10 protein-coding genes are annotated in these 14,673 nt (G+C 45.5%); 3 read left to right on the forward strand and 7 right to left on the reverse strand.

All coding sequences use genetic code 11. The annotated features are described in order from the left end of the window. The first annotated feature begins 134 nt into the window (after positions 1 to 134). Positions 135 to 1,379 (forward strand): alpha/beta hydrolase family protein, encoded by a 1,245-nt coding sequence (locus M3085_RS08620; protein WP_249052809.1) that lies wholly within the window; start codon positions 135 to 137, stop codon positions 1,377 to 1,379. Between the two features lie 522 nt (positions 1,380 to 1,901). Further along, on the forward strand, positions 1,902 to 4,496 hold the full coding sequence (locus M3085_RS08625) for an AAA family ATPase (protein WP_249052810.1): 2,595 nt from the start codon (positions 1,902 to 1,904) through the stop codon (positions 4,494 to 4,496). Between the two features lie 21 nt (positions 4,497 to 4,517). Here the strand turns inward: M3085_RS08625 and M3085_RS08630 are convergent, their stop codons facing one another. The 4 genes from M3085_RS08630 to M3085_RS08645 form a co-directional block, all read right to left on the reverse strand. Further along, positions 4,518 to 5,675, reverse strand: coding sequence for an acyltransferase (locus M3085_RS08630; RefSeq protein WP_410554474.1), 1,158 nt, complete (start codon positions 5,673 to 5,675; stop codon positions 4,518 to 4,520). A gap of 90 nt (positions 5,676 to 5,765) precedes the next feature. Further along, positions 5,766 to 7,385 carry an ABC-F family ATP-binding cassette domain-containing protein gene (locus tag M3085_RS08635; protein ID WP_178256348.1) on the reverse strand — a complete coding sequence of 540 codons (1,620 nt, stop codon included), beginning with the start codon at positions 7,383 to 7,385 and terminating at the stop codon, positions 5,766 to 5,768. 118 nt (positions 7,386 to 7,503) lie between these two features. Next, on the reverse strand, positions 7,504 to 8,013 hold the full coding sequence (locus M3085_RS08640; protein ID WP_178256829.1) for an ECF transporter S component: 510 nt from the start codon (positions 8,011 to 8,013) through the stop codon (positions 7,504 to 7,506). Between the two features lie 12 nt (positions 8,014 to 8,025). Further along, positions 8,026 to 9,891, reverse strand: a complete 1,866-nt coding sequence (locus tag M3085_RS08645) for a TonB-dependent receptor (RefSeq protein ID WP_249052857.1) — start codon at positions 9,889 to 9,891, stop codon at positions 8,026 to 8,028. 443 nt (positions 9,892 to 10,334) lie between these two features. Here M3085_RS08645 and M3085_RS08650 point away from each other — a divergent pair, with 443 nt between their 5' ends. After that, positions 10,335 to 10,505: a hypothetical protein gene (locus tag M3085_RS08650; protein ID WP_249052812.1), complete on the forward strand. Its 171-nt coding sequence runs from the start codon at positions 10,335 to 10,337 to the stop codon at positions 10,503 to 10,505. Positions 10,506 to 10,600: 95 nt separating this feature from the next. Here M3085_RS08650 and M3085_RS08655 read toward each other — a convergent pair whose 3' ends face one another. The 3 genes from M3085_RS08655 to M3085_RS08665 all read right to left on the reverse strand — a co-directional run bounded on the left by M3085_RS08655 (position 10,601) and on the right by M3085_RS08665 (position 14,488). After that, entirely contained in the window at positions 10,601 to 12,796 is a 2,196-nt protein-coding gene (locus tag M3085_RS08655; protein WP_249052813.1) for a beta-N-acetylhexosaminidase, read from the reverse strand. Positions 12,797 to 13,184: 388 nt separating this feature from the next. Then, positions 13,185 to 13,793, reverse strand: coding sequence for a response regulator transcription factor (locus tag M3085_RS08660; RefSeq protein WP_178256833.1), 609 nt, complete (start codon positions 13,791 to 13,793; stop codon positions 13,185 to 13,187). After that, positions 13,790 to 14,488 carry a hemerythrin domain-containing protein gene (locus M3085_RS08665; RefSeq protein ID WP_191709827.1) on the reverse strand — a complete coding sequence of 233 codons (699 nt, stop codon included), beginning with the start codon at positions 14,486 to 14,488 and terminating at the stop codon, positions 13,790 to 13,792. The genes M3085_RS08660 and M3085_RS08665 overlap by 4 nt, the downstream gene beginning before the upstream one ends. Positions 14,489 to 14,673 lie beyond the last annotated feature (185 nt).

Here is a 14,673-nt window from a genome sequence, read left to right on the forward strand (position 1 = left end):
AATTAACGATGTTACAATAGCAAAACAATCATGAAGATACAGTTAAGAAATAGAAGAAAGAATTACAGATTTCATATTTTTTCCGTATATTCGCAATATACTGCTATCAAACAAACTATAATTACATACTTTCTATGAAAAACACTTTACTATGGATACTTGTCGCTTTAATGTATCCGACCATATCGTATGCACAAGAAATTACCGGGACATGGCACGGTAAATTAAATGCCGGACGACAACAACTGGAAATCATTTTCCATTTCGGCAAAACGGATGACGGAAAGAACTCTTGCAAGATGGACATTCCGGAGCAAGGCGCACGCAATATTCCGGTTAACCTGTCGCAACTGACCAAAAGTTCCGTCAGCTTAGAAATCCCCGCCATAAACCTTGCATACTCCGCTACATTGGAAAACGATACGCTGAAAGGCACTTTCAAACAAAACGGAATGACTTTACCGCTTAACCTGATATCGGGCGAAGCTAAAAAAGCCAACCGCCCCCAAGAACCTAAAGAACCTTTCGATTATAAAACGGAAGAAGTAACATTTACTAACGCTGCCGACAATGCGACATTAGCCGGTACTTTGACTTACCCCACGGAATATACCGAAGGGAAACAGGTACCCGTAGTTTTAATGGTGACAGGCAGCGGTGCACAAAACCGCAACGAGGAACTGTTTGAGCACAAACCGTTTCTGGTTATCGCCGATTACCTTGCCAAACAGGGTATCGCTTCGTTACGTTACGATGACCGAGGGGTAGGAAAATCTACCGGAAACCCGTCGGCTTGTACTTCTGCCGACTTTGCCAACGATGCAAAAGCGGGACTGGCATGGCTCAGAAGCAGCAAGAAGTTCGGGAAAGTAGGAATATTGGGACACAGCGAGGGAGGCATGATAGCTTTCATGATAGGAGCAGACAAGGAAGCCGACTTCATAGTCAGCATGGCAGGGTCTGCCATCAAAGGAGATACGCTGATTGCCGAACAGCAGAATGCCATCTTGCGTATCAACGGAATGCCTGCAAACCGCACAGTGGAACAGGTTAGGGAAGAAATTGCTGCGAAGCCTAAAAACGCATGGTTGGATTACTTTCTGAATTACGACCCTACCACCGCCATCGCAAAAATAACCATCCCCGTAATGGCTATCAACGGCAGCCACGACATGCAAGTGCTGCCCACGAGCAACCTGACCGTCATTAAAGGATTATTGAAAAGCAAAAACGAGAAAAACTTCTTTAAAGAATATCCGGAACTGAACCATCTGTTCCAGCATTGTAAACTTAACAATGCGCTGGATTATTACAAGATAGAGGAAACATGTTCGCCCGAAGTGCTTTCAGATATCGCAAATTGGATAAACAGTTTATAATCAAACAATTCCATTTAGCTGTTCATCGAAAAAAATTCATGCGGTAGAATGTCCTTACTCATGCGGTAGTTTTCCCTTACACTACCGCATAAGTAAGGAGGTTCTATTCGTAGCGTTTGAAGAGGGGCTTGATGCGACTCAAGGTATTTTTATTATCAATTTTTATACACAAAATTTGCACAATCCAAACCAACCATTTATATTTGCAACATTGACCGCCGTAGGAATGGCAACACAATAATTATATATATGAATCATAGCTTCGTTCATAATTCAAAGAATCTACATGCAATGCGTGAAGGAGGAATATAGGCTGTTCCGCCCTACTCTTTTTTTACATTGCACGATGTTCTTTGAATCATTGAACAGCCCCGGCAATTCATGGGTTTAGTGTGACCTTATGAATCATGGCAGCCGGAAAGCCGGGCATCTTTTCTGCCCCGATGAGTCTTGATGACGCATCGCTCATTAGTACGCATTCCGTTCGGAATGCTTTTTTATTCACCTAAAACATTTGAAGCTATGACAACAAACCATGATTCTTTTACTTACAAAGGTTATTCTTACCTTATTCCTGCCTGCTGCAACAGTAATCCCACCATCCGTTTTTCAGGATTTAAATTAGAATCAGGCGAGCAGTCTTTTTCGGGAAGCGAACATGAAGAACGGATGTTTATCGTTTCGGATGCTGACAATGATTGCAGACTCTCTATCCGAATGGACGAAACCGACTGCGGGGATGACTTAAACGCTACTTACGAGGTAACATTCCACATTTACCGTGTAGGAGAAGAGTTGCCCGTGCTGACGGTTACCGAAGCGATGCAAACCGGATATTACTTTGAAGCCAAGTTTCCGCCACTGACACAGCCATTGGATGCAGGAGCTTATTTTTTACTGTTTGATGCGGCTTTAGAGGATAACGACCTGACACTTGAATGGCAGGACGGACGATTGTTTCTTCCGTTCTTTATCCTGAAAAGCAGAGACAAGTCGACACTTCCTGCCGTTGAAACAGCGAAAGCCGTCCGCCCGCAAGATGAATGCCGGACGCAGGGTTATACTTCGGGAGCGTTGCGATTGCAGCTCCAACTGGCTCACCCTATCCGGGAAATGCACGAACTGACCGCCATTTGTTATACCGAAGACTGGGAGTTTGTAGCTTGCGACAAACGGCTGGTCACCCCTCGTAAATGCTCCCAAACGACACGGCATTTTTGTTTCCGCTGGAGCAAAATCTGGATGGCGGGACGCTATACGGCTATCCTGATGTATAACCGCGAACCGTTTGCCGCCATCGATTTCAGCTATCAGGGTAAAACGGTTACCCCCTGCACGTGTCGTCCTCTTTCTGCTCAGGATGTCGCTTATCATGTTGCCAAAAATAATCGGGCAACGGACGGCAACACGCCGGAGTTATTACATAAATGTATCGGTCTCGCCCGGTTGACTCCTTACCTGACCAACCTGTTGCGCATAAGCGAATACAACCGGTTTTGCGAAAATCAACAGTTGGCGGCACTGAAAGTAAATCCTTACGTGAGCATCAGCTCACTGACTACTTTTCGCGCCAAGCAAGTAGCTTTCTGCCTTCCCAAACTGTCGGGATACCAGATAAGCGAATATAAACAAACAGACTGTGCCCAATGGGTGAAGGACGAGGCACCGGAAAGCCTGTTGGAATCGCGCAAGGAAGTTGCTTTTACGCTGTACAACATCGGAATCCTCTGCTCCGAAAAAGGAGCCGGATGTTTGGCTGCCTTAGAGAGTGCCGTAAAAGAAACCGGTGTGTACTGGGCACTGACTCTTTGCGGCACTGCGGATGAAATCAAACGCCTATTCGCCATCTCCCCCACCTTAGAGCAGTATGTCTGTCCGGAATACCGCATCCAAATCGGGCTTCCCTCGGCAGCCGAAGTGGTACACCTCATGCAAGACCAATTAGGTGAAGCAGGTATCTCGTTGGATTCCGAAGCCGAAAACCGGCTGGCGTTGCAGGTTTACCGCCATATTGACAACATCAACACATGGACACAAAAGGAGATGCGGTGTTTCGTCATGCAAGGAATGGTAAAACAGCTCAGGCAGCGCATTTATACGCATTTCATAAACGGTAAGGAAATAAAGCAAAACAACTTGGGGGTATTAAGCGCAGCAGACATATCGCTGGATGCATGGTTAGCCAACCGAAAAGAATATGCTTTTCACGGAAACTGTACCGACATCGAACAGTCATTCGCTGAAAGCATGAACCGACTAAACGAAATGGTAGGCCTCCAATCGTTGAAAGATACACTCTCTGCCATTTTCTGCCGGATACGTTTTAACGAACACCGCAGCCGGCTGGGACTTCCTGCCGAAGCGCACGGTGCTTACCACTTTATTTTTACGGGAAATCCCGGAACGGGGAAAACTACCGTGGCACAACTGCTGGGGAAGGTATTCCACGCACTGGGCATCCTGTCGAAAGGCGAAGTCATTACCACCGGACGCAACGAACTGGTAGGAACTTACATCGGTCAGACGGAAGAGAAGGTAAACAAGCTGTTGGAACGCGCACGGGGTAACGTACTCTTTATCGACGAGGCTTATAATCTATATACAGATTCGGACGACCACCGCGATTATGGCAACCGTATCATAGAGGGACTGCTCCCCGTACTTGCCGAGCCTCATCCCGACATGATAATCGTACTGGCTGGATATGAAGACGAAATGGAACGAATGTTGCAATCCAATCCCGGACTAAAGGGACGATTCTCTTACCGGCTTCACTTTGAAGATTATTCTGCCGATGAGCTGATGCAGATAGCTGCCCGATTCTTTAAACGGAACGATTACCTATTATCAGACGAAGCGGAACAACTGTTGCGCGAAACCGTAGCCCAAACATTAGCCGCCAAAGACCGTTGTTTTTCTAATGCACGCTGGATAAATCAATTCATTGCGTCAGGCATCTTGCCGGCTATGGCACAGCGCGTCATGCAACAGCCTTCCGGCGACGCCGGGCTTTACCGCACCATCGAGCGCAGTGACATCGAACAGGCTATCGGAACTCTGCAACCCAAAGCAACGATAAAAATAATGCCCCGCAGACGAATCGGATTCAGGGCATGAAGTTAAAGTCTCCCGGCTTAATCAACCTACCACGTACTTGGCGTACTTTCCGAAGAGTTTGCGAAGCAGGATGACCAATATCCATGACACAAAGAACGCGACTACTGCCGCAAACGGGATTTGGAGTGAAACCGGAACACTGCAAGCGCGTGCCAACATCACACAAGGACCGGTAAAGAAGTAATGTATCATATAAACACCGAATCCGCAGACAGTGAGGTTAGCCAATGCCTTCCGCACGGTTTCGCTCTTTACTTGCACTTTCTTGGCTATCATGAAGAAAGGAATCGTCATCATCACCACGTTGGGAGAGCAATAATAGAAAAACAGTTCCAACTCTTCGGGGGTACAGTCGGGAGCAGCCGTCATACGGCGAAAGCCGAAGAACGTCACCAGATAACCGACTACGAACATCGGAATCCCCCAGCCTAACGTTTTGCCCCAGCTCCATTGCTGATTACGCAAATAGTGCCCCAGTAACAAATAGCCGTTAAAGCCGGCAAAACTATATAACATATAAAACTCGTTCCATGAACATGCACCCCAGATATAAGGGTCGACAAACGCACGGTAGTAAGGTACGAACAACGTCACACCCCACGCCACAAGAAACCAGAGCTTTGCCCGGCGGCTTGCTTTCTCCACCCACGCAGAAAATATGGGCATATACAGATACATGCCTATCAGCAAGTAAATATACCACATGTGTACATCAAGCAACGAGAAGTTAAAAGGTATCTGCGAGATGTACTCCATCGAAACTCCCAACGAACGGCGCATGACTTCTTCGCCCGAATAAGGGAAACAATCGAGAATGACTTGCGGAGAAAGTCCCAACAAACCTGTTACCCACGGAAACAGATTGTAAATAACCGACCAAATAAGAAAAGGAAAAAACACACGGCTAATACGCTTCTTGTAAAATGCCGAAGTATCTCCTTTAACAGGAAGCAACAATGCGCCTGTTATCATTACGAAAAGCGGGACGCAAGGACGCAGGAATGCGCCGTAAGCTGCTCCCCAAAACTTGATGTCGTCGATGTTAGCGGGAGGTTCTCCCGGATAAAAGTTAAACGGATCGGCAGAATGACAACATACTACCGTAAACATTGCCACGAAACGAACAACGTCTAACCACACGATGTGTTCGCGTTTAAGCATAGGTTTTGCGTTTTCCATAGAATAAAGTTAGCGGACAATTAAAAAAATAAAGCGACACAAACCACCGCCAATATACAGCCGTAAGTTTGTGTCGCTTTTGCTATATGTTTAATTATCACCATACATCCGTGCCCGCATCTCTTTAATGTGGTCGGACGTAATGTATTCATCATATTCCATCATCTTGTCGATAATGCCATTCGGAGTAAGCTCAATAATACGGTTTGCTACCGTTTCGATAAACTCATGGTCGTGAGACGAGAAGAGTATATTCCCCTTATAAATCTTCAGATTATTATTGAAAGCCTGAATTGATTCCAAATCAAGGTGATTGGTAGGCGTATCCAATATCAGACAGTTGGCGTTACGCAACTGCATACGCGCTATCATACATCTCATCTTCTCTCCTCCGGAAAGTACGTTTACTTTTTTCAACACCTCTTCGCCTGAGAAAAGCATACGGCCGAGGAATCCTTTCATATAAACCTCATTTCCTTCGCCGTACTGACTCAACCAGTCTACCAGATTAAGGTCGCAGTTAAAGTAATCGGAGTTATCGAGCGGCAAATAAGCCGTAGTTATCGTTACGCCCCAATTATAATGTCCAGCCTGAGGCTTGCGGTTACCGTTGATTATCTCGAACAGAGCAGTCATGGCACGCGGGTCACGGCTCAGGAATACAATCTTGTCGCCTTTTTCTACGTTGAAGTTCACATCGTTGAACAATACAACCCCGTCTTCTGTTTCGGCACGCAATCCCGATACTTCCAATATCTGATTTCCCGGTTCACGTTCCGGAGTAAATATAATACCCGGATATTTGCGAGAAGACGGTTTGATTTCGTCGACGTTCAGTTTTTCCAACATCTTCTTGCGGCTGGTAGTTTGTTTCGACTTAGCTACATTGGCAGAGAAACGACGGATAAACTCTTCCAGCTCCTTGCGCTTTTCTTCGGCTTTCGCACGCTGGTTCTGCTGCTGACGAAGAGCAAGCTGGCTCGATTCGTACCAGAAGCTGTAGTTTCCGGCAAAGAGATTGACTTTACCAAAATCAATATCCACCGTATGCGTACAAACCGAGTCAAGGAAATGTCGGTCATGGCTCACCACAAGCACTGTATGCTCGAAGTTTGAAAGATATTCTTCCAACCATGTTACAGTATCCATATCGAGGTCGTTGGTAGGCTCATCGAGCAATAAGTTATCGGGATTTCCGAACAACGCCTGAGCCAACATCACACGCACCTTTTCTTTACCGCTCAAATCGCCCATCAACATCTGATGTTTGTCTTCTTTAATTCCCAAGCCTCCTAGCAGGATAGCCGCATCGCTTTCTGCATTCCATCCTTCCAGTTCTGCAAACTTTTCTTCAAGCTCCGCTGCGCGAATGCCGTCTTCATCAGTAAAGTCTTCTTTGGCATAAAGTTGTTCACGCTCTTTCATGATGTTCCATAAAACGGTATGTCCCATCAATACGGTATCGAGTACCGTATGAGCATCAAACTTAAAGTGGTCTTGGCTCAATACCGAAAGCCGCTCGCCCGGACCTAAAGTAACACTTCCTTTTGTAGGTTCCAATTCTCCGGAAATTACTTTCAGAAAAGTTGACTTTCCAGCTCCGTTCGCACCAATTATACCATAAATATTACCATTGGTGAACTTCATGTTCACATCGTTATACAACACTCTTTTACCGAACTGTACGGCTACGTTTGATACTGTAATCATCTGTTATTATCTCTTCTTTATATATCTATTTCGTCGGCAAACTTACATAAAATCTGTGAGATAATTGCAGGAAACGTACGGATTTACTTAAATAATTGCATCCGTCTTTCAAACATCGTTATCTGCGTATCAGGTATTTTACGAACAAATAACCGCCGAAAATTTGCAACAACATCCCCGGAATGCCTATTCTAAAATCCTGAATGGCATTATAGAAACTGCCTTGCATCATCCACTCGCCTAACGTTCCGAAAAACTGATAAAACAATACCACAGCCAGCACAAGCGGTAAAGATACCTTCTGCCATCTGCGGGCTGCATATCCGGCTGCAAGAGCCAACAATACAGATTTAAGAGCGATGGCGGGAAGTGTTCCCCATGCAGGCATACCGAACATCAAAGAATTGACTACCGGTGAAAAGACTGCTGTCAGAAGTCCCACTTTCCAACCGTACTTGTAAGCCCCTACAAGGGTGAAGAAATAAATAGGCAGCCACGTTACACCCCCTTGCGGAATCAGATGAAAAAGTTGCGGCAGAGCTACATTACCAACGATGAACAATACGGCAGCCAAATAAGTTCTAACTTCGGCATAGCCTAAATCATAAAGTCTTACTGTTGTTTTCATTGTACATTATTTTTAAATAGTGACATTTATACCTCCCATTACTGTTGCTCTCGGCATCGGATAGCCGGCATTGATTTCGTATTTTTGTGCCAGCAGGTTTTCTCCACGCACCCAAATATCCAACCACTTGGCAGCACGGAAAGAACCGCGCAAATTCCAAAGGACAAAATTTTCCGTTTGAGGATTATCGCCCACTGCTGTATACAATCCGGCTATGTATTGCAGTCCGGAAGCCACGTTCCAACGTCCTTTGCTAAAACTTGCTCCGGCATACAACTTATGTTCAGGTGCGGCTATTACAGGGTTCTCCATGTGTAAATAGCTGTAATTTCCATCCACCGACCATTTTTGATTGATGCGGTAAGCCGCCTGAAGCTCTACACCGGTATTGTCTATCGTGCCGGTATTCTGATTAAGCATCCCCGTTCCGTTCGGATTAGGTAATGTTACGATCAGATTTTTACCATCAATATAAAACAGGTTTATCCCGTAACTTAAACGTCCGTTCAGGAGCGTCTGCGACAAAGATACTTCATAATTCCACATAGACTCCGGTTTGAGGTCAGGATTTTGTGGTGGAAACATATACATTTCACGCAAGATGGGGTAACGGAAACCTTTTGTTGCTGATGCTTTCAGTTCAAAGGCGTGTGGCAAATGGAAAGCAAGCCCTGCCTGCGGAACCCATTCCGTGCCCACGCGCGAATGATGATCGACACGCAGTCCGGCGTTCAGCGTCAGCCAGCGTCCGATGTCCTGACGGATATCTACATATCCGGCTACTTCGTCTTCATGCTTATCCACCAAGTCATTGCGTGTTCCTGCGTTCTCTCCTGCCACATAGTCCGTCCAAGCCTTACCGCCATAACGAAACCAGTCGAAACCTAACGTTATACGGTTTCCCTCAAAAAACTGTGTGCTTTGATAGAGCGATACCCCCATCATGTTATCGCGTGAATTGAAACGTCCGTCCTGCGATGTTTCGCCTGCACTGGGCGTATAGCCGTCGTTAATCCAGTGGTTTCCCCAGTTGTAGAAGAAACTCAGCGCACCGGAAGTTTTCTCGTATTTATTATTGAGTGAAAAAGAAGTCACCCCGCGCGTGATGCGCTGGTCACCGTCTACCAACGGTGCCGATACCGGTCCGGGGTAAGAGGCATTAAAGTGCGTCACGTTCACATCGGCATACATATTCCAGTTATCTGTCATGTCGTAACCCAACTTGGCATAACCGCCATACTGTTCAAACCCCATGTCGGCGCGGTGTCCGTCTGTACGATTATACGAACCGCTCACTACGCTATTGAAACGCCCTTTGCGAATACGGTTAGTCAGCTCTGTCTCCAACGTGTTATACGAACCATAACCCGCGTGAAGATTGGTACGCACCCCGTCTTCGTGCATCTTACGGGTTACAATATTAATAACGCCTCCCATCGCATTAGAACCGTAAAGAACGGAAGCGGGTCCACGCAAGACTTCAACCCGGTCAGCCAACAGCGACTGGTAGGCATCCGAAATGGGATGTCCGAAAATACCGGCATACTGCGGATGCCCGTCTATCAGCACCATCAGCCGGGCACTTCCCCCACTCAGTCCGCGCAAAGAAATACCTCCGGCAGCTCCATCGGAAACACCGTACCCCATCACGCCGCGTTCGGTTACGAAAAGCCCCGGTACTTGTTCGGTCAGCACAGGCAAAAGCGACGGTTGCATACTGTTTTCAATCGTCAGGCGATCGACCACAGATACCGTTTGTGACAAATGGCGCACGTCTGTTTCATTTCGTGTACCGGTAACCACCACTTCGTCAAGCGAAAAGTTACGGGTAATGCGGGTTGTATCACTTTGTGCCCACGACGCACCGCCGGAAAACATTGCTACAGTTATAAATGTTAAAAGAAAAGACTTATTATTCATTACGGTTCTCTATTTTATTATTATTACACATTGCAAAGTTCGGGATTTTATTTTGAAAAGAAATTACCCAAATCAAAGCAAAATCTACCCAAATCACATATAATACACTTTTTTCAGAAGGCTTTCTGAGATGCCCTATTTTACAACATAAAACGCTACCGTTAGCGTCACTCATCCCATGCGGATGTGTTGACCATTTCTTCCCATAGCGTTAACCTGTTCTACCGCAAGCGTTTTTCAGCCTCCGGAACAAGCCGGATAAAATTCATAATAAGTTCATTATCAACATAAAGCAATTCTTCAAGTGGAACAGGCTTTCGCCAACCTCAGTCATGAGGACCAGACCTATCTGCTTGAAGTCTATCAAGAAGACGTATTCATAAACGAATAAAAAAAGAAATATGAAACATATCATCAGATTATTGCTGTTCGTTATTTCATTTACAGCTTTCATCGGCGCAGCATCGGCGCAAAACAGGAAACAACGACTTACCCGTGAGCAACTGGCGGAAGTACAAGCCAAACACATAGCTAAAGAACTGGCTATGGACGATAAGAAAACTATTGGTTGAGACATTCATTTACAAAGAAAGCAAACCCCGGCATAGCGGGATTTGCTTTCTTACTGTATGAAAACTTGTTTCGCTTCTTTAAATATCCTTTGACATCATTCTTCGGATATCTTTCTAATAAATACCGCACCATTTGTGTTAGTACCTCCTACGCCTGCCATTTGCACGTCTAAATAAAATGGAGTACCTGCCTCAAACGAATCGATTTTAAAACGGAAGGCAGCTACCTGCGATTTCTTTACCGTCTGCGTCTGAGCAATATGCACTAACCGTTCGTCACGTTTGAATACATTAATGCCGCTCACCTCCAAACCGTGGTTACCTTCTGTTTGAACAAAAGTAACTTCGTAAGTTCCATTTCCCGAAATCTTTCCGGTTACGTCTACTTTCCACGGAGCTGGTTTCTCAACAGATACAAGCGCCGGTTTCCATTCTGCTGCAAACTCGCCGTACTGCTTATAGTCTTCATAATTATATGCAAAATGTATGGGTAACGAATAATGACGGTTAGAGACTACCGTTATGGCGTGGAAATTATTCTTTGTATCAACGGTTACCGGTGATGTATAAAGCGGAGAATGTATGGTGGGATAACTGCCATCGGTAGTATAACGGATGGAAGCTCCTTTCACGCTTTCCGACAGCGTGAATGTAACACCTTCAGGCGTTTCTTTCATCGACGCTATAAACGGTTCGGGGACGCGATAGTTACACCCCTTCCGGTCTAAACGCGCGTAATGGTAAGTCAGGCGATGCGCAAAATCACCGTAGTCCCTATTGGCTTCTTTCGTCCAACCAACTTCCGACAGAGCCAACATTCTTGGGAAGGTGAAGTATTCCACATAATTCTCTGAGCGGTTTTCGTTAATCGGCACAATCTCTTGCAGAATGGTTCCGTGGATAAACTGGTCGGACCACATACAGCCTTGCACTCCCAGTACATGCGACCCCTCCGAATAGTCTTTGGCTGCCAGCGAATAGCTTTTCTCTATCGAAATAGGAGGCATCCACGTAGCAGCTTTCACTTCTCCCGGAGTTTTACCTTCCGGAAAGTCGAGATACGCATGGGTGGCAGGCGTAAGAATAGCCAAGTGATTCTTTTCCACCGCCATCACAGTGTCTTTTTCATTGTGCCAAATCAGTGCAACCACCTGCCCGTCCAAATCGCCGCGCTTGATGATTTCTTCCCAACCGATTACCGTACGCTCTTTTGCTTTCATCATCTGAAGCACACGGTTAGTCAGATAGCCTTGCAGCTGTGAAGCCTCTTTCAGTCCGTTTTCTTTCATTACGGCTTGACATTTGGGACACTTCTCCCAATTATCGTAAACCGCCTCATCGCCTCCGATGTTTATGTAGTGAGAAGGGAAAAGCGCCACCATTTCGTCTAACACATCTTGCAGGAAGCGGAAAGAAGATTCTTTTCCCACGCAAATCAAATCGCGACTGATGAAGTGCTGGGTGGGTACTTCGCGCGGTTCGCCCTTGCAGCTCAGCCACGGGTAAGCCGCCACTGCCGAAAGCATGTGGGCAGGAAACTCTATTTCAGGAATGACTTCCACGTTTCTTACTTTGGCATATTCTATAATCTCTTTGATGTCTTCTTGTGTATAATATCCGCCCAAACGGTTCTGGTCTTTACCAGCCCACGCCCCTACTTCGGTTAGTTTCGGATATTTCTTAATCTCCAACCGCCAGCCGGAATCGTCTATCAGGTGGAATTGGAACTTATTCATCTTATACATCGCCATCATGTCAATGTATTTCTTTACAAAATCTTTATCGAAGAAATAGCGTGCCACGTCGAGCATCATCCCGCGCCACGGATGGGAGGGAGCATCATAAACACTCACTGAGGGAGCTTCCCAAACGATGTTTTTCTGGCGGAAAGGACTGTATATTTCTGACGGGAACAGTTGTAACAGGGTTTGGATTCCGTAAAACACGCCGCCCGCGTCTGCCCCCGTTATCCGTACTCCGGAGGGCTGTACCGTCAGTTCATAACCTTCGGCACAGCGTATCTTATCGGCCGTCTCCAGATGAATGGCACTTCCCTCAGCAGTACCTTCCTGCAATTTCAAGTCCCAACCGGTAGATCCGGCGATGACCTCTTGCAAGTATGCTGCCTGCGGATACAGTTCTTTTTCGTAACTGATAACCGTTTGGGGGCGAAGCAAGAATTTACCTTGCTCTACGGTGAGGCGGAGGGGTTTCGGAATAATGGTTATTTCTTGCGCTGCCCAACACCCGATGCAGCAGGATAATAGTAGAATAAAGAATAAATGTTTCATGTGCTTTTTTGTTTAAATTCGGTTTACATTACATGCGGTAGCACAAAAGTAGGCATTAAAATCAAAAACGGAAAAAATTTGCTTTTAAAATGCCTGCGAAAAGGCGGAGAAACACATGCGGTAGGACTGCCCGGTCTTACCGCATGAATTGGTAAGTCCTACCGTTAGAAACAGGCAACGCTACGGGTAGCGTTTTACGGCGTATTTCTATGGGATGAAAATAAAAAACTAACGGATAAACATGCGTACGCCTCGCGAATCACTTCGCAAGGCGTACCCAACTAATAACTAACTTCTTTTACTTTTTGTGGTTTACGTAATTTCTATATGACTAACACTGCAAAGTTAAGGGGTTCGGGCGTATTGCGCAATACCTAAATCTTGGTATTTACTCATTTAGCTTCACCTCATTCAGTTCTACCAGCTTATTTACTATCGCATAAATAGTAAGACCTGCGGCAGAATGTATCTGTAACTTGCGCGTAATGTTACGCCGGTGGGTTATCACGGTATGTACCGAGATGAAAAGCTTTTCTGCTATTTCTTTATTCGTCATTCCTTTCACGATGCAGCCCACGATTTCTTTTTCACGTTGGCTTAACGAGTTCTGGTCATTATCCTCTTCGTTATCGACGTTCATCAATGAGGCTATCTTATGTTCCAAAGAGTCGATGTCGTCGAACAGATTGATGCTTTCATCATAGCCTTTCAACTGGTTGGCGTCGACTACCGTGGATATCAGCGACACTAATTTCATTTCCGAATGGGGATATTGCGCCTTAAAATCTTCCGCATCAAACCAGCCTTCGAACAGCGGATTGATAATCAGTATATCGGGCTGATGCGCCTCCATGCAATGTAAAATTCCTTCCTTCGATGTAATTTCGACGGTCTGGACATTCAGTTCGGGCAAACGTTTCAATGCCACGGCCAGTCCTCCCCGGATTATCAACGACGTTTCGGCTATGGCTACATGTATGGTTTCCTGCGATTTCATTTTATTTCTTTTTCCAATTCCATAATGGCAGGCACAAACAAGTAATCCTCTACCCGGTTATGCGAGTCTAAATCTTCTTCACAGCTAAATATATCAAACAGCGTGGCGTTCAGCAACTGATTGTCGGCACCCGCCGGATAATATTTGATGATAATATTCTTCAGTTCGGTGAGCTTTGCATTTATCTGGTCGTGATGACGGGCAAACACGCCGATGTTATACTCGGTAGGATGCTCTCCGCGTAACAGTTGGTCGACGTACGTAAACACTTTCTCGTTTTCGTATTCCATGTGCTTACGCACCTCGTGAACGTAGGCATCGAAAAACTGGATAATCAGAAAGGCTACCTTGTTTTCGGTAGAACAGTCGATTGCTTCAATCAACTTCCGTCGGATGGTAGGCAACTGAAAATCCAAGAAATAATGATGGGCTTGCTTCAGGTAGCTCATCAAAGCCGGAACGGAAAGTCCTTCGGGATGATCTTGGATAAGGTTATTTCCTTCGACCAAGAAATTAACCACAATAAGAAATGTACTACAGTCTACGCCATTCATTTCGCAAACTTCCTGCACAGACTTGTCACCAAAACCCAACGATACGCCAAAGCGACTCAAGACTTGCAGCAGTGCGTAATTTTCACAGATAAGGTCGCTCATCTTGTCGGTAGGCTTATAAGTTCGGGTATTTTTACACATAAGTATCGAATTCTTCATTTTTTACGAGTACAAAATAAGGGAAATGTCACAAATTTTACAATCACTATTTGTAGGTAATTTTCTCTTTCTTACCTCTCCTGACAAAGATAAACAATGAAACAACAGTAATTGCTCACGGTATTCAAAAATTTCCCTAAATTTGCTTCGGAATAAACATTTACGAT

This window comes from Bacteroides caecicola (genome assembly GCF_023337095.1).
GTDB lineage: Bacteria > Bacteroidota > Bacteroidia > Bacteroidales > Bacteroidaceae > Phocaeicola > Phocaeicola gallinarum.